This is a genomic window from Streptomyces sp. NPDC030296, from assembly GCF_055572815.1.
In genome coordinates this window covers 351,834-376,893 of the sequence record NZ_JBVICQ010000005.1, presented here as the reverse complement: position 1 = coordinate 376,893, position 25,060 = coordinate 351,834, and the positions used below count along the sequence as shown (strand labels likewise).

The window sequence follows — 25,060 nt, the reverse complement described above, 5'->3', positions numbered from 1 at the left end:
CCAGATCAGGTCAATGCCATGGGTGTGCGGGGCCGGATCAGCGAGGATTGGCGCAGCACACGGCGCCGGCCCCCGTCGAGCCGTCCGTGGTGGCATCTGGGCCGACGCCGAGAGAAAGCCCAGAGAAAGCCCAGAGAAAGCCCGTCGAACACGGCAGGGAGCGAGCGATTCCCATGCAGGTCCCCCTCTACCAGGCCAAGGCCGAGTTCTTCCGCATGCTCGGACACCCGGTGCGCATCCGGGTTCTGGAACTGCTGCAGAGCGGCCCGCTCGCCGTGCGCGACCTGCTCAGTGAGATCGAGATCGAACCATCCAGCCTGTCCCAGCAACTGGGTGTCCTGCGCCGTTCGGGGATCGTCGTCTCCATCCGGGAGGGCTCCACGGTCAGCTACGCGCTCGCCGGCGGCGACGTGGCCGACCTGCTGCGCGCCGCTCGCCGCATCCTGACCGAATTGCTCGCAGGTCAGAGCGAGTTGCTCGCGGAACTCCAGCAGGCGGACTTCCAGCCGGCTCTCACACCGGGCGGAGCCGACCCGCGCGCGTGACCCGACGTGCGACCCGGGCGAGCCCCTGCGCGAGCCCCGACCCGGTCCGACAGGCCCCGACCGGGCGACATCGCGTCCAGCCGGTCGGCCGAGCGTGATCCCCGGGATGTGGTGAAGTGGGGATCATGACGACGAGTGACACGATCGTGGTGCCGGAGCTGTACGTCGGCTACCCCGGAGTGGCCTTCGGGGGCTATGTCGCTGGCACTCTGGCGCAACGGTCCGAGGCGAAGACGGTACGGGTGGACTTCCATGGGCCGGTGCCGGTCGAGGTGCCCGTACGGATCGCCGAAACGGCGGACGGCGGCGTCGAGTTGGGCGAGGCCGAACAGCCCCTCGCCTCCGCCCGCCCCGCCGAGCTGCCGCTCGATGTGCCGGCCGCGCCCTCCTGGGACGAGGCGGCCGCCGCGGCGGAGAGGTTCCGCGCGACACCGCCCCCGGGTGTGGTCGACTGCTTCGGCTGCGGCCTGCGCACCGCCGACCGCGGCCTGCGCGTCTACTGCGGACCGGTGCCGGGACAGGACGTCGTGGCCACCGCCTGGACCCCGTCGCCGGTCTTCGCCGACCCGGACGGCCTGCTCCCCACCCGTCTGGTCTGGGGCGCCCTGGACTGCCCGGGACACTGGGCGGGCCGCTTCCTCGGCACCCAGCGCCCCGGCGCGGTCACCGCCTCCCTCACCGGCACGGTCCTGCGGCCGGTCGCCGCGGGCGAGCCGTACCTCCTGTACGCCTGGCTGCTCTCGGAGTCCGGCCGCAAGCACACGATGGGCGTCGCGCTCACCACACCCGAGGGCGAGCTGTGCGCCGCGTCCGAGTCGCTGTGGATCGACCCCCGCCCCGCCTCCTGAACCGCGGCTCCTCCTGTGAACGGCGACTCCTCCTGGCGCTACGGCGTGTACGGGGCGTCGCTGTGGTGCAGTTCCACCATGGAGGCGCCGCTGACCTCGTACACCGCGGTGCGGGTGAGGGTGACGACGGCCGCCGGATCGTCGTCGCCGCGCGTCCGGTAGACGACGGTCACCTGTCGCGGCGGCCCGGCGGACGGGAAGTCGATGGAGACCACGGGGGTGCGGTCGCCCAGCTCGGCGGCGGCCGCGGGCACGGGGGTGCCGCCGTCGTTGCGCCAGGTGACCAGCGTGTAGAACTTGCCCGTACCGCCGGTCGAGATCTTCAGCGCGCCCACGGCGTCGGCCGCGCTGTCCCCGGTGATGTCACCGATGGCGCACTGCGGTTGCAGCTCGATCACCACACCGTCCGGACCCTCCCAGCGGCCCGCGCTGAGGGAGGCCCCCGCGATGCCGTACCCCTCCAGCCCTCCGCCGTCCAGGGACGCGTTCTGCAACTGCGCGCAGGTCATGGCCTTGGCGCCACCGGCTGTCGTACCGCTCGGCTTCGAGGACGGGGTCTTGGTGGGGGTACCGGGTGTCTTCTTCGGGCCGCCGGGCGTCTTCGCCGGCGTGGGAGTCGCGGACTTCGACGCCTTGCCCGGCTTCCCGCTCCCGCCCGACTCTCCCGGAGCCAGGTCCTTCGGCCCGCAGGCCACCACCAGCCCCGCGATCAGCGCCGCGGCGGCCGTCTGGGACATCCGTCTCGCACAACCCCTGGATCGGTTCACTCGTCACACTCCGTCGCGCCATGGCCCGGCCCTTCCGCCGGGCACGGTCGGAGACGCGGACGGGTGATACCCGGTTGCACCGAGTTGTCCCTGTTCTGTAACGCGCTCCCCAACGCCCGACCGGGGTGCGTATCGCCGTGGCTGTCGCGAATGTCATGACCGCGTACCGGAGCGGGCGCGGGCGATGCCGGGCGACGCGGACGCTCCCTACCCTCTGCTCACTGACCACGAGTCACGGGGGAGGCACCCATGGACATCAGAGCCGCATCCAGAGCCGGAACGAGCGCCGGAACCGAAGCCGCATCCAGAGCCAGGGCCAAGGCCGAGGTCGCGGTGGTGCCCGCCCGGCGGGCGACGCTCGCCGTCAGCCTCGTCCGCCGGCACCACGGCGCGGAGGTCGAGGTTTCCAGCCAGTTCCTCGACGAGCCCGGCCTGCGCCGTCTCCTGGACACCCTGCACCCGCTGTCGGACAAGGAACTGGCAAGGATGCTGCGCGAGAAGACGATCACCCAGGGCTATTGAGCGGAAGGGCCTGCGCGCACCAGATCGTCTTGCCGTCGCTGGTGTGCCGGGTGCCCCAGCCCTGGGTGAGCTGGGCGACGAGCAGCAGACCGCGGCCGCCCTCGTCGAAGGCGCGCGCCCGGCGCAGATGCGGGGCGGTGTTGCTGCCGTCGGAGACCTCGCAGATCAGGGCGGTGTCACGGATCAGGCGCAGTCGGATCGGTGGCTCGCCGTATCTGATGGCGTTGGTGACCAGCTCACTCACGACCAGTTCGGTGACGAACGCCGCCTCGACCAGCCCCCACGCCTCCACCTGGTCGACGGCCGCCTGCCGGGCCTGCTGCACCTGCGCGAAGTCGGCCTCGACGTCCCAGTCGGCGACATGGTGGGGATCCAGCGCGTGTGTGCGCGCGAGCAGCAGGGCCGCGTCGTCGGTCCGGCGATCGGGCAGGAGCATGGCGTCCATCACCGTGTCGCAGAGGGTCTCCAGTGACGTCGCGGAGGGCCGCAGGACCCGCAGCAGTTCGGCGATCCGCTGGTCGACGTCGCGTTCGCGGCTCTCCACCAGGCCGTCGGTGTACAGGGCGAGCAGACTGCCCTCGGGGAGCTCCACCTCGGTCGCCTCGAAGGGCAGCCCGCCGATGCCGAGCGGCGGCCCCGGCTGCGCGGGCACGGGCATGCTGGCGCCGTCCGGGAAGACGACCAGCGGCAGCGGATGGCCCGCGCTCGCCACCGTGAAACGGCGCGAGACCGGGTCGTAGACGGCGTACAGACAGGTGGCCCCGGACTCGCCGGTCGGCTGGAAGTGCCCGCCGGGCTGGTGGTCGCTGGAGAGGTGCAGGACCAGATCGTCCAGATGGGTGAGCAGCTCGTCCGGCGGCAGGTCCACGTCGGCGAGGGTCCGCACCGCCGTGCGCAGCCGGCCCATGCTGGCCGACGCGTGCAGGCCGTGCCCGACGACGTCGCCGACGACCAGGGCGACACGGGCGCCGGACAGCGGAATGACGTCGAACCAGTCACCGCCCACCTCCGAGCCGGTCCCGGCGGGCAGATAGCGGGAGGCCACCTCGACCGCCTCCTGGCTCGGCAGCCGCTGCGGCAGCAGACTGCGCTGCAGGGTCAGCGCGGTCGTGCGCTCGCGTGAGTACCGGCGGGCGTTGTCGATGGCGACGGCCGCCTTCGCGGTCAGCTCCTCGGCGAGGATCAGATCGTCGGCGGTGAAGGCCTCGGGCCGGTCCCGGCGGGAGAACACGACGACACCGAGGAGCGCGCCGCGCGCCCGCAGCGGCACCGTGATCCGGCCGGTCAGTCCGTCCTCGGCGAGCGACTCGTCGATCACCGGGTTGCCCGGCGGCCAGTGGGCCGGGTCGGCGGCGAGCCCCGGCCCGAACGCCCATTCGCCGCCCTGCCCGGACTGCGCGGTCAGCTCGACCGTGGACCTGCCCGTGGCCATGCAGCGGGCGGCCACGGAGCCGGCGGCGTGGCTGACCGGCTTGGGGGGCTCGGGGAGAGAGGAGTCGTCGTCCCTCGCGCTGTGCCGGGCGGCGCGGCTGAGCGTGAGGGCCTCGCGGGGGCTGAGCGCGGGGGGCGAGGGCGGTTCCTCCCCGCGCAGCACCTCGTCGAAGAGGTCAACGGTGACGAGGTCGACGAATCCCGGTACGGGGGTCCTGGCCAGCTCCTCGGCGGTGCCGATCACGTCGAGTGTCCGGCCGATGCCGCCGCTGGCCTCGTTGAGGATGAGAAGACGCTGCCGGGCCCAGTACTCGGCGCTCATGTCGAATCCCCAGTTGGCGACCGCGCGGACGTTGCCCTCGGCGTCCCGGACGGGCCAGATGCTGGTGGCCCAGGCGTTGGCGTAGTCACTGCCGCGCGGGCGGAAGACGGTGATGAGACGCGTGGCCTCGCCCGTCCTCGCCACTTCGGCGAGCGCGTCGGTATAGGGCTTGTCGTCCCGTTCGGGGAACAGCGAGCGGTCGAACTCGGGAAGCACCTCGCGGTACTTCTTGCCGAGCACCTGCTCCTCGGTGTGCGCGATCACCCGGCCGGAGGAAGCGTTGATCCACAGGAACCGCAGCTCGGGGTCGTAGACGCCCAGAGCGAAGGGGCACTGCTCGAAGGCCCGGTCGGCGATCACCGGGCGGCGCCCCCAGCGTTGCACGGTCAGGACGTGGCCCAGTGCCCGGCTGTCGGTGCCGCGCAGGGGGTGGGCCGCCACCACGGCGTCCACCGTGGATCCGTCCCGGTGGCGGAGGGGGACGAACCCCGTGGGGTCGGGGCCGACGCCATGGTCCGCCGGGAAGCCGGGCGGTACGGGATCGGCCAGCAGCTCGGCCACGGGGCGCCCGACGGTGTCCGCCGCCGTCCAGCCCAGCAGCAGCGTGGCTCCCTCGCTCCAGCCGCTCACCACGCCGTCCGCGTCGACCACGACGGCGGCGGTGGGGGCGTCCTGCTTGCCGGCCATCTCCACGCGTCACGCCTCCGTCCGGACAGCCGCGCCCGCCAGGGCCGGTTCTGCCGGCCCGTGTCTCCAGCCTAGATCCGCTCACGTTCCCCGGCGCTTCGACAGGATCCGCCGGGGACCGCGACGGGGACCTCCGGGGCAGCGACGAGCACTGGGCGGACGGCGGGCAGGCCGCGCGACGCATGCCCCCGCCCACCCTGGCGGGGGCTCAACCGCGCAGCCCCCGCAGTATCACCTTCAGACGCGAGGGGCAGCAGGTCGTCCCGGGCGACCACGTCGCGGACGGCGCCCGCCATGTGCGCGAGATCCAGTAGCCGGCCGGCGAGCGTGTCCGGCCCGGTCGTCAGTTCCTCGGCGCGGGCCAGGGCCCGAGCCGGCACCGCGGTTCGGGGGTGGGGACGTGCCGGTGGACGGTGGCCACCCCCACCTCGGCGAGGCGGGCGACGTCGTTCAGCCGCAGCGGGGTGCCGTCGTCGACGTGACGCCGGGCCGCATCGACGATCCGCTGCCGGTCGCGGGCTGCGTCCTTGCGCCCGAGAGGGAACCGGCGAAGCAAGCGCGTGCCAAGCATCGTCTGACAAAGGCAAGTTGGAGAAGGTAGGTGGACCGAAAGCGATCACGAGGCGACCAAAGTCGGTCGTAGAATGCCCTCTGTCACCCGCACGCCACCGACGCCGCGAAGCGGTCCGGTCCGTGCGGTTGGAAACGGGGGGTTCTGGTGGGGGAACGAGCCGTGCCGGCAGGCGTGTTGCGGTTCATCGTGCTGCGGGCGTGGGCGCATCGCGCGCTGCTCGGCGCCGTACTGCTGACTGTCTTGTCGACGACGGCCGTCCTGGCCGCGCTCACCGCCTACTCGAGCGCCATCGGCGACGCGGCGCTGCGCCGGTCGCTCGCCGAGGAACGCACCGCCGCCGAGGCCGCCCTGGTGGTCAAGGCCGACGTGCCGGCCGACGAGAGGCAGGCGGCCGACGACGCCGTGCGGGCCGACTCCCGCACCATCTTCGCCGGGCTGCCCGTCAAGGTGCGCACACTGCTGCGATCCGGCCCCTACGCCCTGCCGCCCACACTGCGACCGGCCTCCGAGCGGGGCGGCAACCCGGACCTCACCCACTTCGCGGCCCTGGACCGCACCCAGGTGCGGGCCGTCGCCGGACGGCTCCCCCGGAAGGGAGCGACCTCGGGGCCCCTGGAGGTCGCGCTCCCGCAGAGCGCCGCCCGACAGCTTCGGATCGAGCCGGGCGACCGGCTGACCGTCACCGACCAGCTGGACGGCCCGGCCGTGCGCGTACTCGTCACCGGCGTGTACCGGCCGGTCGACGTCGGGGCACCGTACTGGCAGCTGGACGACCTCGGCGGCCGCGGGGTGAAGGCGTCGAGCTTCACGACCTACGGCCCTCTCCTCACCGCCGCCGGCGTGCCGACGTCCGGCCGGGTGAGCGTCGGCTCGTCGGGCTGGCTGGTGTCGGCCGACTACTCCTCGCTGACCACGGAGCGGATCGGCGCGCTGCGCGAAGGCGTCCGCTCGGGTAGCGCGAAGCTGCGCGAGCGGCCCGCGCTCAGCGGCGCCACCACGGCGGCCACCGCCCTGCCCGACGTACTGGACCGCGTCGAACGCTCCCTGCTCGTCACCCGCTCCAGCATGCTCATCGTCGCCGCCCAGCTCGGACTGCTCGCGGCCTGCGCCCTGCTGCTCGTCGCGGGACTGCTCAGCTCCGAACGCATGGACGAGACCGGGTTGCTGCGAGCGCGCGGCGCCACCCGGGCCCGCCTGGCGGGCCTCGCCGCGCTGGAGGCCGTGCTGATCTCCGTGCCGGCGGTGGTGACGGCGCCGCTGCTGTCGGGACCGCTGACGGGGCTGCTGGCCGCGCAGGGCGCGCTCGGCAGGACCGGCGTGCGCGTCGACCTGACCGCCGCCGGCCGGCCCGAGGTGTGGGTGGTCTCCGTGAGCGTGGCCGCGCTGTGCGCGCTCGCGGTGGCCGTCCCCGCGTGGCGGGCGTCCCTCGCCACGGCTCGGGCCGCCGCCCTGCCCGCACCGCTGCGCGCCGGCGCGGACCTCGGACTGGTCGCCGTGGCCGGTGTCGCCTTCTGGATGCTCTCCGGCCGGGACTCCGGCGCCGTCACCGCCGACCGCGAGGGCGTCCTCGACGTCGACCCGCTGCTGGTCGTGGCGCCCGCCCTGGTGCTCCTCGCCGGAACGGTCCTGGTACTGCGGTCGCTGCCCCTCCTGGCGCGGATCGGTGAACGACTCCTCACCCGTGGGCGCGGCCTGACCGCGGCCATGGTCGGCTGGCAGTTCAGCCGCCGGCCCATGCGCGGGGCGGGCCCTGTGCTGCTCCTGGTCATCTCCGTGGCGCTCGGTGTCATGGCGATCGGGCAGGGCGCGTCCTGGCACCGCTCCCAGGCCGACCAGGCCGACTTCCGCGTGGGCGCCGACGTACGGGTCCTGGCCTCCGGCGGCGACGGGTTAGGCCGTACGGACGTCTACACGGACCTCCCGCACGTCGACGCGATCGTCCCCGCGGCCCGTGGCACGGTGGCACTCTCCGGCAGCCGTACCGCGACCGTCGTCGCCCTGGACACGGCTCGGGCGTCCGGGGTGGTACGGGCACGGCGGGACCTGTCGGACGGCCCGCTGCTCGCCGGGCTCGCCCCGCGCGGTGCGCCGCCCGCCGACGTGGAGATCCCCGAGGGCACGACCCGGCTCACGCTGACCGCCACCCTGCACAGCACCCCGCGCGGGCAGGGCGCGGACGTCACCCTCACGGTGCTGGACCGCCACGGCACCTCCTACGAGATACCGTCCGGCCACCTCCCCGCCGACGGCCGCCCCCACGAGCTGACCCCCGAACTGAACGGTGCCCGCGGCCCGTTGACGCTGTCCGGACTCGAACTGACCACGCCGCAGCCGTTCAGCCGACCCCACCGGCACCGCCTGGTCCTCGACACGCTGACCGCGGCGGCCGGCGGCGGCCACGAACAGAAGTTGACCCTGCCGACGAAGTGGACGACCGCGATCGAGGCCGACACGCCCTCCGTCCCCGACGACGACGCCATCGCTTCGCACCCTCGGATCACCTCCACGGCGCCCGTCACCATGACGTACAGCACCGGGTACCAGCCGCCGGACGTGTCACCGCCCGCCTCGCCGCTGGAGGTCCGGCTGAAGGTCACCCAGCCCGCCGAGCCCGAGGTCGTCGCGGTCGCCACCGACCGTTACCTCACCGCGTCCGGGACCCGTCAGGGCCAGCGTCTGCAGGTCACCTTCGAGGGCCACTCCGTGCCCGTACGTGTCGTCCGCACAGCGAGCGCCCTGCCCACGACGGAGACCACCGCACAGGACGGCGGGGCTCTGATGGTCGATCTCCGCGCCCTCAACCAGGTACTGCAGGCCCGCCACGGAACCAGCCTGAAGCCCACCGAGTGGTGGCTGCGCACGAGCGCCCCCGGTGCCACGGCGGCCGCCCTACGGGCGCTGCCCGACATCGACCCGGAGCAGGTCATGGTGCGCGACGAGACGGCGGCGCAGCTGAGCGACGACCCGTTCGGGGCTGCCCCGGAAGCCGCGCTGGTCGCGGCGGCCGCCGTGACGGTCCTCTTCGCCTCGCTCGGCTTCGCGGTGAGCGCGGCGGGCGCGATCCGCGCCCGGGACGGCGAGTTCGCCGTGCTGCGCGCCCTCGGGACACGGCGTCGCCGGCTCGCCCGGCTGGTCGCCGCGGAACACGGCGTGCTGGTGGCCCTGGCGCTGCTGGTCGGCACGGCCCTGGGCGCCGTGCTGACGTACGCGCTCGTGCCGCTCGTCGTCCTGACCGGGCAGGCCACCCGGCCGCTCCCGCCGGTGCTCGTCGAACTCCCGCTCCTGCGGCTCGCCGCGCTGCTGGCGGCACTCGCCGCGGGCCCCACCCTGGTGACGGTGGCCCTCGCGCTCCGGCGCGCGAAACCCGTGACGACGACTCTCAGGGACGAGGTGACGCGGTGAGCGCGCGACCAGTGCCCCCTCAGGGCAAGGGGACGGAGGCGGCGCCCCCGCACGCGGGGGCCGGGCTGCGGACCCGGCTGAGGGCCTTCGCCGGTACCTCGGTGGCCCTGGCGCTGCTGGTGGCCGTGACGGCCGCGCTTGCCGCCGCGTACCCCCGTGCCGTCGACCGGTACGGGGACGCGGGGCTGCGCCGGGCCATCGAACAGGCCCGTCCCGACCGGACGACTGTGCAGATCCAGGCATCGCCGCCCTGGATGGTGTCGCTCAAGCAGATGGAGTCCCTCCTGCGCGCCGGTCCGCTGGCCAAGGCACAGACCGAGGTGCTGGCCGCGGCAGAGGCGCCGCTCGTTCCCGACCGCGCGCAGTCGTCGTACGGCGTACGCACGACCGTCCCCCTGGAGACCTCCGAATCCTGGCTGGCCCAGCCCGCCGGTCTGCCCGCCCAAGTGGTGCTCGCCGCACAGCACGACCTCGCCTCCCACTCCCGCCTCTCGGCAGGCCGGCTGCCCCGCACCTCGGGCGAACCGGTGACCGCGGCCACCGAGAGCGTCGAGGCCGCCGTCACCGCGGACACCGCCCGCACGCTCAACATCAAGGTCGGCTCCGTGATCCGCGTACCGGGCTCGGGACGCGGCCCGCTCGCCGTCCGGATCACCGGGATCGTCGTCCCCCGCAGCCCCGACGGCGCCTACTGGTCGGCACTGCCGGTACTGCGCACCCCCGCACTGAGCCGTCTACCCGGTAGCCAGCTCGCGGAGGTCTACTGGCTCGGCGGCCTGCTCCTCGCCCCCGACGCCGGTCCGGCCCTCCTGGGCACACCCGGCCGGCCGGACCGGTACTGGAACGTGGCCCCCGACGTCGCCACCCTGCGCGGCCACGATCTCGACCGGCTGGCGTCCGCCGTCGCCGCTCTCGAGTCGGGCCCGGGAGTGCAGCGCCTGCGGGCGGCCGTCGACGACGAGCTGGAGGCCCAGACGAACCTCGACGAGGTCCTCGCCGACCACGCCCGACTGCGCTCCGGGATCGAGCCACTGCTCGTCCTCGCCGCCGTCGGGACCGGCAGCCTCGCCGTCATCGTCCTGGCCATGGCCGGCGGAGTCGCGGCCGATCGCCGCCGCGCCGAACTGGCCCTGCTCCGGGCCCGCGGCGCCTCCTTGCCACGCCTCGCCGCCCGGCTGCTGGCCGAGACGGCGGCGGTGGCGGTACCGGCCGGTGCCCTCGGACTCACCGCCGCACTGCTCCTCCTGCCCGACGCCCGCACCGCACCCGCCGTCACCGCCGCTCTCGCCGTCACCCTGCTCGCCTGCCTCGCGCTGCCCCTGCGGGCCGTGGCGGCGCACCGCACGGTGCGGATGCACGACGGCCGGGAGGACCTCACGGCGACCCGGCCGTCGCGGCGACGCACGGTCGTGGAAGCGACGGTGCTGGTGATCGCGGCGGGCGCGGTAGCCGCCCTGCGCCGCCAGGGATCCGGCGGCACCGGCCTGGTGGCCGCCGCCCCCCTGCTCACCGGCGTGGTCGCGGCTCTGCTGCTGGCCCGTCTGCACCCCCTGCCGCTGCGCGCGCTCAGCAAGGCCGCCGCACGCCTGCGCGGCCTGGTGATCCCGCTGTCGCTGGCCCAGGTGGCCCGCGCCCCCGGCTTCGCCGTGCTGCCGCTGCTCGCCCTGCTCAGCGCCCTGACCACGGCCGCGTTCGGCGGCTCCGTCCTGGCGGGGGTCACGGCGGCCCGCGACCAGGCCGCGCTCCTCGACGTCGGCGCCGACGGCCGCGTCGAGACCACCACCGGCCGACTCCCGAAGGCCCTGCCCGAACGCGTGCGTGGGCTGCCCGGCGTACGGGACGTGACGGCGGCGAGCGTCACCCACGAGGCGAAACCGCAGCAGAACGGCCAGCCGGTCCCGCTGGCCGGCGTGGACCCCGCCGCCTACGCGCGCCTGTCGCACCGCACGGGACTGGGCGCCTTCGACGCGGCGAGCCTACGAAGCGCGGACGCGCGCGAGGGTGGGAACGAGGTCGACGCGAAGGGCCGGGGCGAGGGCGAGGACGCCGGTGCGGGCGACGGCGCCGATCGGCCGCTGCCCGCGCTGGCCTCCCCCCGAGTGGCCGAGGAGTACGGCACCGGCCCGTACGCCGTCCTGCTCCCGGACGGTACCTCCGTCACCGTCCAGGTCGTCCTCGTCCGGGAACACACCCCGGCGGTGATCGGCGACGACTTCCTGATCGTGGACCGTGCCGGGCTTCCCCGCGCGGCGGCGCACGCGACGACCCTGCTGCTGACCGGCGACACCCTGGACGGGCGGGCGCTGCGTTCGGCGGCGGACGGCACCGGCGCATCCGTCCGGCTGCGCGCGGAGGAACGCGCGCGGCACGTCGACTCACCGCTGCAGTCCGGCGCGGAACGCCTCTACGTCGTCGCGGTCGCCGCGGGCGCCGGGTACGCGGTCCTCGCCCTCCTCCTGACCGTGCTGCGCACCGCGCCCGAACGCAGCGCGCTGCTCGCCCGGTTGCGCACGATGGGCATGAGCCGCTCCCAGGGCCGACGGCTGCTGATCCTCATGGCGCTCCCACAGGCGTTCCTGGCCGCGGCGGGCGGCGTGCTGACCGGCTGGGCCGGCATCCACCTGCTGTCACCCGGCATCGACCTCGCCTCCATCGCCCTGGCCTCCCCGTCCGGCCTCGAAGGTGCCGCGCTGCGCACGGATCCGCTCTCGCTGGCGGTTCCGGCGCTGACCGTGCTGCTGCTGGCGGTCGGCGTGCCGGCAGCCCAGGCCTGGTGGACCGGCCGACGCGGCTCGGTGACCGAACTGAGGCTGGGTGACAACTAGACGATGAGCCGCACGTCGAACAGCCCCGGGGCCCGCCGTCCGGATCACGCCCGTCGTGATCACGCCGGTACGGGGACCGGTGCCGCCGGTCCCTGCGGGCTCGGTGTGACCCGAACGCCCTGCCGCCGGGCCCCGCGCCTCGGTGCGATCCACACGGCATGCCGTTGGGCCCCGGCTCCGCACCCCGGCGTGATCCGCGCGGCATGCCGTCGGGTCCCGTGTCCCGGCCTGATCCGCACGGCGGTTGTCCGCCCCCTCCGGTACCGGCCCGTGTCCTTTCGTCCGCCCAGGAGCAGCCGATGACCACCACTCCCACCTTCCACGAGCTCGCCGACCGCGCCCTCGCCGCGCGCAACGCCGCCGCCTACGGTCACGACGCCCTGATCACCTGCGACCGGGTCGTACGGATCTTCTCCGCCGACGGCGTGGAGGTCCAGGCGCTGCAGGGCCTCGATCTCCTCGTGCGGAAGGGAGAGCTCATGGCCCTGGTCGGCGCCTCCGGCAGCGGCAAGTCGACCCTCATGAACATCCTGGCCGGACTGGACAAGCCCACCGCCGGTGCGGCCCGCGTCGCCGACCACGACCTGATCACCATGTCCGCGAAGGAGCGCCTCGCGTACCGTCGCACGACCGTGGGCTTCGTCTGGCAGCAGACCTCCCGCAACCTCCTGCCCTACCTCACCGCCGCGCAGAACGTCGCCCTGCCCCTGCAGCTCGCGAGCACCCGAGGCGGGCGCCGCGCCCGGGCCGACCGCGCCAAGGAGCTCCTCGACCTGCTGGACGTCGCCGAGTGCCGCGACCGCCGACCGCACCAGATGTCCGGCGGCCAGCAGCAGCGCGTCGCCCTCGCGGTCGCCCTCGCCAACGACCCCGCGGTCCTGCTCGCCGACGAGCCGACCGGGGAACTCGACTCCCACACCGCCGAACAGGTCTTCGCCGCGTTCCGCACCGCCAACGAGGAACTGGGGACCACGATCGTCATCGTCACCCACGACCAGTCCGTCGCCAGTGAGGTCCGCCGGACCGTGGCCATCAGGGACGGCCGCACGTCGACGGAGGTCCTGCGTCACAGCGAGGTCGACTCCGCCACCGGCCAGGAGAACCTGGTCGCCCGCGAGTACGCCATGCTCGACCGGGCCGGCCGCCTCCAACTCCCCGCCGAGTACACCCGCGCCCTCGGGATGCGTGACCGCGTAGCCCTGGAACTGGAGCCCGACCACATCGCGGTCCGCCCGGACGACACACGGAACGACGACGCCCAGGCGTGAGAACGACAGGTCTCAGGACTCGGTGATCTCGCCGTCCTTCAGTTCCAGCACACGATCGGCGAGGTCGAGAAGGGTCGCGTCGTGGGTGGCCACGAGAGCCGTGATCCGCTCGCTGCGGACGACCGCGCGGAGCAGTTCCATCACGGAGTGCCCGGTCTCCGCGTCGAGCTGACCGGTCGGCTCGTCGGCGATGAGGATCGAGGGGCTGTTGGCCAGGGCGCGGGCGATGGCGACGCGCTGGCGCTGCCCGCCCGACAGCTCGCCGGGCCGCTGCGCGGCATGGTCGGCGAGCCCCACCAGCGACAGCAGCAGATCGACGCGCTCCCGCCGCTCACGCGGGTCGGCCCTGCGCAACCGCATCGGCATGCCCACGTTCTCGGCGGCTGTGAGGATGGGGATGAGCCCGAACGACTGGAAGACGAAGCCGATGCGTTCCCGGCGCAGCGCGAGGAGGGCGTCCTCACCCTGTTCCCCGAGGTCCAGCCCGTCGACGGTGACGCTTCCGCTGTCCGGCTCGTCCAGGCCGCCGACGATGTTGAGCAGGGTGGTCTTGCCGGAGCCCGAGCGCCCCTTGAGAGCGACGAGCTCCCCCCGAGGGACCTCGAAGGAGACGCCACGCAGCGCATGAACAGCGCTCGCACCCCGCCCGTACGACTTGTGCACATCCGCCACCCGCAGCATGGCTGCGGTGGTCACCGCCTGGCTCATCGCGCCCCCCGTAAGCTCCGCTGATACCGCGGCGCGCAGTATCCCACCCACCCACACCACCGGCAAAGCAGGCCGCACGCACGGCACTTGGGTACGTCCAGTCGTGGTCGTGCACGCGGATTGTCCGATGTGATGCATAGCGACAGTGATGTGTGACATACAGACTCTTGCTCCGTTATGGGTAGCTTGGGGTGCTCGCCCGTCCATGGCGCTGCGTGACCGCACGCGCCGCCCACCGATCCCCGGTCCGGGAGACCCATGCGCCTTCGAATAGCCTCCGTGCCGCCCCTCGCCCTGACCGGCGGCGCGCTGACCGTGGGCCTCGGCGGTCTGTATCTGGCCGGGCTGCTCGTCACGGGTGGTGAGATCGAAGCGGGGACGACGGTGCGCGGGGTGGACATCGGGGGCCTCAGCCGCGCGGAAGCCATCCGCAAGCTGGACGATCACTTCGCGGCGGCCGGCCCGAAGGAGCTGGCCGTGAAGGTCGGAGACCGGAAGGGAACCCTCGACCCTCGCCGCGCCGGACTCGGCTTCGACACCGAGCGGACCGTCGACCGCGCGGCGCGCACCGCCTCCGATCCGTTCAGCGTGATCGGCGCGTTCTTCCGCTCGGGGGACGACATCGAGCCGGTCGTGGATCTCGACAAGAGCAAGGCCCGCACCGCCCTCGGGAAACTGGCGCGGAACCTCGACCAGAAGGTGCGCGACGGAGCCGTGACCTTCGAGGAGGGCCATGTCGAGCAGGTCACCCCGCGCCGTGGCTACGCACTGGACGTGGACGCCGCGGTCGACACCCTGCGGACCTCATTCCTGCACGGCCAGGCGAACGCGGTCACGGCACTGCCCACCCGCGAGACCCGGCCGAAGGTGACGGCGGCTGAGGTACGGCGAGCGGTGCGCGACTTCGCCCGGCCCGCCATGTCGGCTCCCGTCACGCTCACCGCGGGCGGCAGACAGTTCACGCTCAGCCCCACCGTCGTGGGCGAGCACCTGACGATGCGGCCGGACGACTCCGGCGAACTGCTCCCGGAACTGGACGGCAAGGGGCTGCGCTCCGCCCCAGCGGTGGCCCGCCCCCTGGCCGGCCTGACCACGACGGCCGAGAACGCACGACTGCGGCTGGACGGCGACCGGGTCGTGGTGGCCGACGACGCCCGGACCGGCACGCAGGTCACCGGCCAGGCGCTGACCAAGGCCGTGCTGCCGCTGCTCACCAGGACGGGCGCCGCCCGCAGCGGGGACGTGGCCGTGCGACGGATCCAGCCGGAGGTGACCCGCGAGAACGCGGCGCGGCTGGGGCTGACGGAGAAGATGTCCTCCTTCACGGTCGACTTCGAACCGGCCCCGTACCGCACGAAGAACATCGGACGGGCCGCGCAACTCATCAACGGCTCCGTGGTACAGCCCGGCGAGACCTGGAGCTTCAACCGGACCGTGGGGGAGCGCACCGCGGCCAACGGCTTCGTCGACGGCATCATGATCCTCGACGACAAGTTCAAGGAGGCGCCCGGCGGCGGTGTCTCCGCCGTGGCCACGACCATGTTCAACGCGATGTTCTTCGCCGGGGTCAAGCCGGTGGAGCACGGCGCCCACTCCTTCTACATCGAGCGGTACCCGGAGGGCCGTGAGGCGACGGTCGCCTGGGGCAGCCTCGATCTCAGGTTCACCAACGACTCCGGCCACGCGATATACATCCAGGCCGAGGCCACGGACACCTCGGTGACGGTCTCCTTCCTCGGCACCAAGAAGTACGACGAGATCGAGTCGGTGAAGGGCCCCCGGACCAACGTGCGGCCGCCGGAGAAGCAGGTGAGCACCGACGAGAAGTGCGTGCCGCAGACCCCGCTGGAAGGCTTCGACGTCACCGTCGAGCGTGTCTTCCACGACGACGGCACGGTGGTGAAGCGGGAGCCGTTCCACACCCACTACACCCCCCGCGACGAGATCACCTGCGAAGCCCCCCAGCCTCCGGACAACGGCAACGGCACCCTCGCCGCCCGGTAGTCCCCGTAGACGAGGTGAACCGGAGCCTTGATCCCGGGGGAGAGCGAACGGGCCCCGATGAGGCTGGCAGGTTGCGGTACACGCTCCGGGCGACGGTCGGACAGCCGGGGCGGGCGCCCACCTGGAGCAGCTCGTCCACCCCGTCCTCCCGCGGCAGCGCTGAGGGGCGGTTTTCCGACAGCGCTGCCCCACCGCCCGGCGTTCCGGCCTCTCGCGCTGTCCCGTCGATGTGCCTCCTCCGCCCGTCGGACAGGCGGATCAGCGCAGGCCGGCGAAGAGATCGCTCTCGGGTAGGGCGGCGCCGGTGGTGTCCCGGACGCGCAAGAACGTCTCCACGCCCATGAACTCGCCGAACCTCTCCCTGCCCATCCCGAGGAAGAAGATGTTCTCGCCCTGGCTGGCGTGCGCGGCCAACGCGTCGAACTTCTGACCGCTGAACGCGGTGGTGTCCACCCACGTGGTGATCTCATCATCGGGGAGGCCGATCTGGGCCATCGCGGCGGCCTCGGCGGGATCCGGCTCCGGCATGTCCGGATCGAACTCGCGCATGATCTCGCCGAACCGCCGCACCGCAGAGCGGGGCATCGTGGTCCAGTAGACCTTCGGTGCCAGGTCCTCGGTCATGTCCAGCGCCGCCATCGTGACGCGGTGGGCCTGGATGTGGTCGGGGTGGCCGTAGAAGCCGTTCTCGTCATAGGTGACGACCACATCGGGTCGGTAGTGCCGCATGAGTTCCGCGAGCCGGGCCGCGCCCTTCTCCACGGGGGTCTGCCAGAAGGATTCGGGGGCGTCGTTGCTCGGCCAGCCCACCATCCCGGAGTCCGCATAGCCCAGCATCTCCAGATCGCTGATCTTCAGGACCTCGCAGCTGGCCTCGAGTTCCTGACGGCGGATCGAGGCGACCGCAGCCGGATCGTGTCCTGGGTCGCCCGGTTTGACACCCCCGGGCCCGTCACCGCAGCCGCCGTCGGTGCACGTCACGAGCACCGTGCGAATGCCTTCCGCCGCGTACCGCGCGAGGACCCCTCCGGTTCCCGTGGCCTCGTCGTCCGGGTGGGCGTGTACTGCCATGAGCGTCAGGGGGCGGTCAGTCACGAATCAGTCCTCCTACGGACGTATGTCTTGATCCAAGTACGGCGGCCTACCGCGACCTGGGGGTCCGGGCCCGGCGCGGCGGACGACCTCACGGTCCCCGTGATCCCGGCGTGCGTGGTCCCCGCCCCTCACTTGATCAACCGCGCGGACCGTGCCGGATGTTCCCAGCACGGACGCTTGGTTTCAGGCGTCGGAGTACGGCGCGAACGGTCTGTCGTTCTGATGAGAGGCTCGAACCCAAAGCCCGGCTGATCCGGGGCGAAGTGTGGACACGCCGGGCTGAAGTCTCCTAGCCTTGCTGACGGACCATCAGAGACGTCGATGTGACCCGACAGCGCGGTAGCCATCGACTCCTGCTCCTTCCGAGCGGTTGCCCCCGCTCGGCGTAGTGGCCCGCTGAACCACACCTGGCGGGCCGAAGCGGCGACATCCCGCTACGGCATCGGCGCGGCAGCGCGCGCCCCACGCCTGGCAGTCATCTGTTCAGGAAGGGGACACCATTGTCATGTTCATGAAAATCAGGGTCACGGTCACACGTTGGCCGGCCATCGGTTCGGCTCTGCTCCTGGTCGCGGCCGCTCTCATCGCGAACCTGTCCGGCGCGACGCCGGCCGCGGCGCACCCGATCAACGCCGCCGACTTCCAGCAGGTGCAACTGGCCCGTGGGGTGGCGGAGGTCGGTGAGCCGATGTCACTGGCGGTGCTCGCCGACCGGTCGGTGCTGCACACCGCTCGCAACGGGACCGTGCGCCGCACCGATGCCAACGGCACCACCACGGTCATCGGCACCATCCCCGTCTACGTGCACGACGAGGACGGCCTGCAAGGCATCGGCGTCGACCCGGGTTTCGCCACCAACCGGCACATCTACCTCTACTACGCCCCGCCGCTGTCCACACCGGGCGGCGACGCACCGACCACCGGCGGCAACTGGTCGACGTGGCAGGGCGTCAACAGGCTCTCCCGGTTCACGCTGAACAGCGACTTCACGATCAACCAGTCCAGCAAAGTGGATGTCCTCGACGTGCCGGCCGACCGCGGCATCTGCTGCCACGCCGGCGGAGACATCGACTTCGACGCGGCGGGCAACCTGTACCTGTCCACCGGCGACGACACCAACCCGTTCGAGTCCGCCGGATACTCCCCGCTCGACGAACGCACCAACCGCAACCCGGCGTTCGACGCCCAGCGCACCGCCGCCAACACCAACGACCTGCGCGGCAAGATCCTACGGATCAAGGTGAACGAGAACGGGTCGTACTCGATCCCGGCGGGCAACATGTTCGCGCCCGGCACGGCCAGGACCCGGCCGGAGATCTACGCGATGGGCCTGCGCAACCCGTTCCGGATGAGCGTCGACAAGGCCACCGGCGTCGTCTACGTCGGCGACTACGGCCCCGACGCCGGCGCCACCTCGGCGCGCGGGCCGCAGGGCCAGGTCGAGTTCAACCGCGTCACGGGCCCGGGTTTCTACGGCTGGCCGTACTGCAACGGCACGAACACGAACGCCGAGACGTTCGCCGAGTGGGACTTCGCCACCAACACGGCGGGCGCGAAGTACAACTGCTCGGGCGGGGCGACGAACAACTCGTTCCGCAACACCGGCCTGAGCACGCTGCCGCCCGCCAAGGCCGCCTGGATCCGCTACGGCGGCGACGCCGGCAGCCCGCCGGCGTTCGGAGGCGGCTCGGAGTCGCCGATGGCGGGCCCGGTGTACCGATACGACCCCGACGTCAGCTCGCCCACGAAGTTCCCCCAGTCGTTCGACGGGCAGTTCTTCGCCACGGAGTTCGGCCGCGGCTGGATCAAGCCGATCCACCTCAACGCCGACGGCTCCCCGGGGACCATCGACAGCTTCCCCTGGACCGGCAAGCAGGTGATCGACTCGGCGTTCGGCCCGGACGGCTCCTACTACGTGCTGGACTACGGCACCGGGTATTACCAGGGCGACCAGAACTCCGCCCTGTACCGCTTCGACTACGTCGGCGTCGGCAACCGCGCGCCCACGGCGGTGGCCGGCGCCAACCGGACCTCCGGCGCGGCGCCGCTGACCGTGACCTTCTCCTCGGCCGGCTCGTCCGACCCTGACGGTGGGGCGCTGACCTATGCGTGGAGCTTCGGTGACGGCACCAGCTCCACCGCCGCCAACCCGACGAAGACGTACAACACGAACGGGAACTACACGGCCACGCTGACCGTGCGCGACCCGCAGGGTGCGACCGGCACCGCCGACGTGCGGATCACGGTCGGCAACACGGCGCCGACCGTGACCATCAACAGGCCCGCCGCGGGGGAGATCTTCGCCTTCGGCGACACCGTGCCGTTCAGTGTCACCGTGACGGATCCGGAGGACGGCACCGTCGACTGCGCCAAGGTCAAGATGACGTACATCGTCGGTCACGACAGCCACGGTCACCCGATCACCTCGAAGACCGGTTGCTCCGGCACGATCACCATCCCGGTCGACGGTGAGCACGACGACGCGGCGAACATCTTCGGGGTCTTCGACGCCGAGTACACCGACAACGCCGGACTTACCACGCACACGCAGCACATCCTCCAGCCGAAGCACCGGCAGGCCGAGCACCACAAGACGTCGTCGGGCGTCAGCACCTTGGACAAGTCGACCGCCGAGGGCGGCAAGTCCGTCGGCGACATCGAGAACGGCGACTGGATCGCGTTCGAGCCGTACAGGCTCAGCAACGCCACCTCGTTCAGTGCCCGGGTGTCGTCAGCCGGCGCGGGCGGCACGTTGCAGGTTCGGGCCGGCTCGCCGACCGGCACCGTCCTCGGCTCCGCCACCGTCCCGGTCACCGGCTCGTGGACGAACTTCACCACCGTGGGCGGCTCGATCTCCGGTGCACCGGCCGGCACCACCACGCTCTACCTGACCTTCGCCGGCGGCTCCGGATTCCTCTTCGACGTCGACGCGTTCACCTTCGACACCGGCGGCGGCCCGTCCGCGGGCCCGATCGTGGGGGTCGCGGGCAAGTGTCTGGATGTCCGTGACGGCGGCTCCGCGGATGGGACGGCGGTGCAGATCTCGTCCTGTACGGGTTCGGCGAGGCAGCAGTGGACGGTGGCGCCGGGATCGACGGTCAAGGCGTTGGGCAAGTGCCTGGACGTCAGCGGCAACAGCACGGCGGACGGGGCGAAGGTCCAGTTGTGGACCTGCAACGGCGGCGCCAACCAGAACTGGCAGGCGGCCCAGGACGGGTCGCTGAGGAACCCGCAGTCGGGCAAGTGCCTGGATGTGTCCGGCGCCAACTCCTCGGACGGCACCCTGGTGCACCTGTGGTCCTGCCACGGCGGGGCCAACCAGAAATGGACCCTGCCCTGATGTCGGTCACCAAGAAGGGAGCGACGCACATGCGCAGACGACCCCGAACCCTGCTCGGTGGGGCGGCCACGGCATTCGCCACCCTGGCCCTCCTCGGGCAGCCCCACCCCGTCCACGCCGCGGACACGGCCTACGACGTCCTCGTGTTCTCCAGGACGGCCGGTTTCCGGCACGACTCGATCCCGGCGGGGATCCAGGCCATCCGCGACCTCGGCGCGGCCAACAGTTTCACGGTGACGGCCACGGAGGACGGCAGCCAGTTCACCACCGGCAACCTCAGCCGCTACGAGGCGGTGGTCTTCCTCAACACCACCGGCGACGTCCTGAACGACGCCCAGCAGTCGGCCTTCCAGTCGTACATCGGCTCGGGCGGCGGCTTCGTCGGCGTCCACTCGGCCGCGGACACGGAGTACAACTGGCCGTTCTACGGCGATCTGGTCGGCGCCTACTTCGCCTCGCACCCCGCCGTCCAGCAGGCCAACGTCAAGGTGGAGGGGCGGGCGCACGCGGCGACCGCCCACCTGCCGCAGACCTGGACCCGCACCGATGAGTGGTACAACTTCCGGACCAACCCCCGCACCACCGCGCGCGTGCTCACCACGCTCGACGAGTCGTCGTACTCGGGTGGCTCGATGGGCGCCGACCACCCGCACAGCTGGTGCAAGACCTACTCCGGGGGCCGGGCCTTCTACACCGGCGGCGGGCACAGCCAGGCGTCGTACGCGGAGCCCGCGTTCCGGGCGCACCTGCTCGGCGGCATCCGGTACGCGGCGGGCCGGACCAAGGCCGACTGCCGGCCCGAGACCGGCTATACGCCCCTCTACAACGGCTCGACCACCGGCTGGTCGCAGGCCGGCCCGGGCGGCTTCACCAACACGGACGCCACCCTCACCTCGTACGGCGGCATGGGCATGCTCTGGTACAGCGCCCGGCAGTTCACCAACTACTCCCTGAAGCTGGACTGGAAGATGCCCGGCGACGACAACTCCGGCGTGATCGTGGGCTTCCCACCCACGAGCGACCCGCAGTCGGCACTGGACAACGGCTACGAGGTCCAGATCGACGCCACCGACGCGCCCGACCGCACGACGGGCTCGATCTACGCCGTCAAGGCCCCGGACACGGCTGCCCGGGACGCGGCGCTCAACCCACCGGGCGAGTGGAACACCTTCGAGTTGCTGGTGGAGGGCGAGCGGCTCCAGGTCTGGCTCAACGGCGTGAAGATCAATGACTTCACCAACACCGATCCCGCCCGCTCGCTCGCCGGTCACGTCGGCATCCAGAACCACGGCACGGGGGACGACGTGTCGTTCCGCAACGTCCGGATCAAGGAGCTGGGCGGCAGCCCGCCACCCACCCCCGGCGCCGGGCGGATCGTGGGGGTCGCGGGCAAGTGTCTGGATGTCCGTGACGGCGGCTCCGCGGATGGGACGGCGGTGCAGATCTCGTCCTGTACGGGTTCGGCGAGGCAGCAGTGGACGGTGGCGCCGGGGTCGACGGTCAAGGCGTTGGGCAAGTGCCTGGACGTCAGCGGCAACAGCACGGCGGACGGGGCGAAGGTCCAGTTGTGGACCTGCAACGGGGGCGCCAACCAGAACTGGCAGGCGGCCCAGGACGGGTCGCTGAGGAACCCGCAGTCGGGCAAGTGCCTGGATGTGTCCGGCGCCAACTCCTCGGACGGCACCCTGGTGCACCTGTGGTCCTGCCACGGCGGCGCCAACCAGAAATGGACCCTGCCCTGAGCTGACGCGGCACGCCAAAGGGCCACCTCCCAGGGGGAGGTGGCCCTCTCGTGCGTCTAGGCTCGCGCCCAGCGCTGGTTGGCGCCGTCGTGGCAGCTCCACACGACGACCGCGGAGCCGTTGGCGGTGCCTGCGCCGCTGACGTCCAGGCACAAACCGTTCTGAGCGTTGCGGATCGTGCCGTTGCTGTTGACGGCCCACTGCTGGTTGGTGGCACCGTCGCAGTCCTGGATCTGTACCCGCGTGCCGGCGGCGGCACCGGGCGGAACGTTCAGGCACTTGCCCAGCACCTGCAGCGCCTGACCGTTCTGGGTGAACTGCTGGTTGGCGTTGCCGTGGCAGTCCCAGACGATCATCGGTGTGCCGTTGGCCGCGTTCGCGCCGTTGACGTCCAGGCACCGGCCAGCACTCTCGCTGCGCAGGCGGAACGTGGTCGGGTTCGGCGGGTCCGGCGGGGTCGGCGTCGAGCCGTCCAGCTGCGTGAAGAAGTTCCACACCACCGCCCGGGTCCACGACCTCTCACCCGGTTCGTAGTCGCCGGGCGATCCATCGACAGGACCCGGCGTGTGGCCCGCGTCGAACGCGGCCCATGCCACGGGGTAGCCGGCGCGGCACCCCGAGTAGGTCGTGACGACATGCGTGAGGCTGCCCCGTGCCGGCTCCGGCGGGTTCTGGGGAGTGCAGCCGTTGTTCCGCACGAACCTGTCGCGCAGCGAACGTCCCGTGGCGATCGGGAGCACCGGGTCCCGCAAGCCGTGCAGTCCGATGTACGCGACCGGCTGGGTGCCGCCGTTGCACCCGCTCAACTGGCCGCCCGCGTAGACGGCGACCGCGCGGAACACTGTCGGCCGGGCGCACGCGAGTGCGAAACTCATGCCGCCGCCGTAGCTGAAGCCCCCGGCGAAGCGCTGGTTCGTGTCGACACACAGGCCCGCGTCGATCTGCCTGACCATGTCGTCCACGAAGGTCAGGTCCTCGCCGTTGGAATTGGCCCAGCCATTCCCGAGGCCCTGGGGCGCGACGAAGATCGCGCTGTCGTTCGAGATCGCCCGCAGGCCGTAGTACGACCAGGAGTATCCGCTGGTTCCGCCCGAGTCGACGTCGCCTGCCGTGCCGCCGTTCCAGTGGAAACCGAAGACCAGCCGGTACGGGCGGTTGTTGTCGTAGTTGGCGGGCAGCCGCAGGATGTAGTTCCGCGTCCTGCCGCTGCTCTGGATCGAGCGCGGACCGCTCGACAGCGTGGGGGGCTTGCCGCATCCGGCGCTCGGGGCGACGGAGGGCGCCTCGGCGGCGGCGGCGGACGTCAGTCCGATGCCGCTGATGCCGGCCGCGGCGAGTAAGAGGGTGATGGCCACGGCGATCGGTGTGCGCCATCGGTGACGGTTGCTGCGTTGTCGCATCACGTTTCTCCCTTCATGGATGAGCGACTCAGCGGTAGCCGGCGGCGACGATGTTGGCCTGTACCGCGTTGTCGGTCGCGTCGGACGGGTAGCCGGACACCATCGCGCCCTCGTAGAAGGTGCCGGCGCTGAGGTTCGCGCCGCCGCCGGGCTTGCAGCAGTCACCACCGCTGCCGAGGATGATGGCGCCCTGCTTCTTCATGGGGCTGTAGCCGGGCGGAAGCGCGCCGTCCCAGAGCGTGGTCAGGCTTCCGGTCTGGGCGTTGGCACCCCTGAGCGCGAAACGGCTCGTCCCGTTGTTCTTCAACATCGCCGTCACGAACTTGCTGGTGAAGGCCCGCTGGTTCGGGTTCCAGGTCTGACTGCCACCGGAATAGAGCCCCCATTCGAGGTCGGCCTGAACCCATGGACCGTTGCCGACGCACCCGCCGAACCAGCACTGGGTGCTGAAATTGATCGCGTCCATCGCCCCGGCCGCGTCGGCCGCCCGGGTCGTCTCACTGTTGCCGTAGTCGAAGCAGCAGCCGCCGTTGACATGGGTGCCGCTGGTCACCATGTACATGCCTTCGGGGGCGCTGCCGGTCGGCACGCCGGTCAGGTGGCCGTCCCGCCAGTAGCTGTTGCCGGGATTGATGTAGAGCGAGTAGGCCTTGCTGCCGCCGACCGTCAGTGACTCCGACGTCGCGGTCGCCGGGCGGCTCTGGGGGGAGCCGGGAACCACACTCGATCCCTGGTACCACAGGTCGTTCCCGCGGCCGGACTGGTCGTAGACGACGGTGATGACACAGGTGGTCCCCGTGCAGAACGAGTCCTGCGTCGCCGCGTCGGCGGCGCCCCCCGCGCTCCGGACGCCGATGTTCCGGGCCGTGCTGTCGGACGAGCGCCGGACCTGGTAGAGGTTGCCGTTGTAGGTGCCGTAGAGCGCCCGTACGGTGCTGTGGGCGGCGATGCAGGGGGTGCCGCCCGAGGCGTAGATGTCGCATGTGCTCGCGCCGCCCGGCACCGGCGGGTCGGGCGGGTCCGGCGGCGGGGTCGGTGAGCTCCACTGCTGGTTGGTGCCGCTGTGGCAGGACCAGAGGATGGTCCTGGTGCCGTTGGCGGTGCCGCCGGCGTTGGCGTCGAGGCAGAGTCCGGACTGGACGCCGGTGATGGTGCCGTCGGGGTTGACGTTCCACTGTTGGTTGGTCTGGCCGTTGCAGTCCCAGATGATGACCGGGGTGCCGTTGGTGGTGCCGCTTCCGCTGGCGTCGAGGCACTTGTTGCCGGGGAGGGTCAGTTGTCTGCCGGTGGTGTAGGTCCAGGTCTGGCCGGCCGCGCCGGTGCAGTCCCAGAGTTGGGTCTGGGTGCCGTTGGTGGTTCCGCCGGGGACGGTCAGACAGCGGCCGGACTGCGCCCCCACGATGGGGGCGCTCTGCCCGGGCTCGATCGGTGCCGCCACCGCCGTGGCGCCGACGGCGACAAGCGCCAGGGCGGTGCCCAGCGCGGACAGACGTCCGTACCGGCGGGGCCGAGGTATTCGAAACACCATGGCGGTTCCTCACCTGGTCGTAGGAAGTGATGCCCGGCGCGCGACCGCGCCG

At 72.1% G+C, this 25,060-nt stretch carries 16 protein-coding genes and 1 pseudogene; 9 read left to right on the top strand and 8 right to left on the bottom strand.

Going from position 1 to position 25,060, the window contains the following annotated elements; all coding sequences use genetic code 11:
* Nucleotides 1–173 precede the first annotated feature (173 nt).
* Both ACZ4Z3_RS17070 and ACZ4Z3_RS17065 read left to right on the top strand, forming a co-directional pair.
* Complete coding sequence (locus ACZ4Z3_RS17070) at nucleotides 174–545, top strand: ArsR/SmtB family transcription factor (RefSeq protein ID WP_468501737.1); 372 nt, start codon at nucleotides 174–176, stop codon at nucleotides 543–545.
* Between the two features lie 125 nt (nucleotides 546–670).
* Entirely contained in the window at nucleotides 671–1,393 is a 723-nt protein-coding gene (locus ACZ4Z3_RS17065; protein ID WP_468501736.1) for a hypothetical protein, read from the top strand.
* A 38-nt stretch (nucleotides 1,394–1,431) separates the two neighbouring features.
* Here the strand turns inward: ACZ4Z3_RS17065 and ACZ4Z3_RS17060 are convergent, their stop codons facing one another.
* On the bottom strand, nucleotides 1,432–2,130 hold the full coding sequence (locus ACZ4Z3_RS17060) for a hypothetical protein (protein WP_468501735.1): 699 nt from the start codon (nucleotides 2,128–2,130) through the stop codon (nucleotides 1,432–1,434).
* Between the two features lie 279 nt (nucleotides 2,131–2,409).
* Here ACZ4Z3_RS17060 and ACZ4Z3_RS17055 point away from each other — a divergent pair, with 279 nt between their 5' ends.
* Nucleotides 2,410–2,682, top strand: a complete 273-nt coding sequence (locus ACZ4Z3_RS17055) for a hypothetical protein (protein ID WP_468501734.1) — start codon at nucleotides 2,410–2,412, stop codon at nucleotides 2,680–2,682.
* On the opposite strand, the gene ACZ4Z3_RS17050 is transcribed toward ACZ4Z3_RS17055, so the two are convergent.
* Both ACZ4Z3_RS17050 and ACZ4Z3_RS17045 read right to left on the bottom strand, forming a co-directional pair.
* A complete protein-coding gene (locus ACZ4Z3_RS17050) occupies nucleotides 2,666–5,122 on the bottom strand; it encodes a SpoIIE family protein phosphatase (protein ID WP_468501934.1) in 2,457 nt (818 codons plus the stop codon). The two genes, ACZ4Z3_RS17055 and ACZ4Z3_RS17050, sit on opposite strands and share 17 nt — an antisense overlap.
* Before the next feature lie 343 nt (nucleotides 5,123–5,465).
* The gene (locus ACZ4Z3_RS17045) at nucleotides 5,466–5,678 is read right to left on the bottom strand and encodes a hypothetical protein (protein WP_468501733.1); all 213 of its coding nucleotides are present in this window, start codon (nucleotides 5,676–5,678) and stop codon (nucleotides 5,466–5,468) included.
* A 177-nt stretch (nucleotides 5,679–5,855) separates the two neighbouring features.
* Between ACZ4Z3_RS17045 and ACZ4Z3_RS17040 the strand changes: the two genes are divergently transcribed.
* From ACZ4Z3_RS17040 to ACZ4Z3_RS17030, 3 genes are all read left to right on the top strand, one after another.
* A complete protein-coding gene (locus ACZ4Z3_RS17040; protein WP_468501732.1) occupies nucleotides 5,856–9,098 on the top strand; it encodes an FtsX-like permease family protein in 3,243 nt (1,080 codons plus the stop codon).
* On the top strand, nucleotides 9,095–11,923 hold the full coding sequence (locus tag ACZ4Z3_RS17035; RefSeq protein WP_468501731.1) for an ABC transporter permease: 2,829 nt from the start codon (nucleotides 9,095–9,097) through the stop codon (nucleotides 11,921–11,923). The genes ACZ4Z3_RS17040 and ACZ4Z3_RS17035 overlap by 4 nt, the downstream gene beginning before the upstream one ends.
* A 299-nt stretch (nucleotides 11,924–12,222) precedes the next feature.
* Nucleotides 12,223–13,191 (top strand): ABC transporter ATP-binding protein, encoded by a 969-nt coding sequence (locus ACZ4Z3_RS17030; protein ID WP_468501730.1) that lies wholly within the window; start codon nucleotides 12,223–12,225, stop codon nucleotides 13,189–13,191.
* Between the two features lie 12 nt (nucleotides 13,192–13,203).
* On the opposite strand, the gene ACZ4Z3_RS17025 is transcribed toward ACZ4Z3_RS17030, so the two are convergent.
* On the bottom strand, nucleotides 13,204–13,899 hold the full coding sequence (locus tag ACZ4Z3_RS17025) for an ABC transporter ATP-binding protein (RefSeq protein WP_468501729.1): 696 nt from the start codon (nucleotides 13,897–13,899) through the stop codon (nucleotides 13,204–13,206).
* Nucleotides 13,900–14,157: 258 nt separating this feature from the next.
* On the opposite strand from ACZ4Z3_RS17025, the gene ACZ4Z3_RS17020 reads away from it, so the two are divergent.
* A complete protein-coding gene (locus ACZ4Z3_RS17020; RefSeq protein ID WP_468501728.1) occupies nucleotides 14,158–15,903 on the top strand; it encodes a VanW family protein in 1,746 nt (581 codons plus the stop codon).
* Here ACZ4Z3_RS17020 and ACZ4Z3_RS17015 read toward each other — a convergent pair.
* Nucleotides 15,903–16,054, bottom strand: a pseudogene (locus ACZ4Z3_RS17015) (alpha/beta fold hydrolase); the annotation flags it as partial. The gene ACZ4Z3_RS17020 and the pseudogene ACZ4Z3_RS17015 sit on opposite strands and share 1 nt — an antisense overlap.
* A gap of 107 nt (nucleotides 16,055–16,161) precedes the next feature.
* Nucleotides 16,162–16,998 carry a PIG-L family deacetylase gene (locus tag ACZ4Z3_RS17010; RefSeq protein WP_468501727.1) on the bottom strand — a complete coding sequence of 279 codons (837 nt, stop codon included), beginning with the start codon at nucleotides 16,996–16,998 and terminating at the stop codon, nucleotides 16,162–16,164.
* 505 nt (nucleotides 16,999–17,503) lie between these two features.
* Here ACZ4Z3_RS17010 and ACZ4Z3_RS17005 point away from each other — a divergent pair.
* Complete coding sequence (locus ACZ4Z3_RS17005; RefSeq protein ID WP_468501726.1) at nucleotides 17,504–20,338, top strand: RICIN domain-containing protein; 2,835 nt, start codon at nucleotides 17,504–17,506, stop codon at nucleotides 20,336–20,338.
* A gap of 29 nt (nucleotides 20,339–20,367) precedes the next feature.
* Complete coding sequence (locus ACZ4Z3_RS17000) at nucleotides 20,368–22,080, top strand: ThuA domain-containing protein (protein ID WP_468501725.1); 1,713 nt, start codon at nucleotides 20,368–20,370, stop codon at nucleotides 22,078–22,080.
* A gap of 56 nt (nucleotides 22,081–22,136) precedes the next feature.
* On the opposite strand, the gene ACZ4Z3_RS16995 is transcribed toward ACZ4Z3_RS17000, so the two are convergent.
* Both ACZ4Z3_RS16995 and ACZ4Z3_RS16990 read right to left on the bottom strand, forming a co-directional pair.
* Complete coding sequence (locus tag ACZ4Z3_RS16995) at nucleotides 22,137–23,480, bottom strand: ricin-type beta-trefoil lectin domain protein (RefSeq protein ID WP_468501724.1); 1,344 nt, start codon at nucleotides 23,478–23,480, stop codon at nucleotides 22,137–22,139.
* A gap of 28 nt (nucleotides 23,481–23,508) precedes the next feature.
* Nucleotides 23,509–25,008 carry an arabinofuranosidase catalytic domain-containing protein gene (locus ACZ4Z3_RS16990; protein WP_468501723.1) on the bottom strand — a complete coding sequence of 500 codons (1,500 nt, stop codon included), beginning with the start codon at nucleotides 25,006–25,008 and terminating at the stop codon, nucleotides 23,509–23,511.
* Nucleotides 25,009–25,060 lie beyond the last annotated feature (52 nt).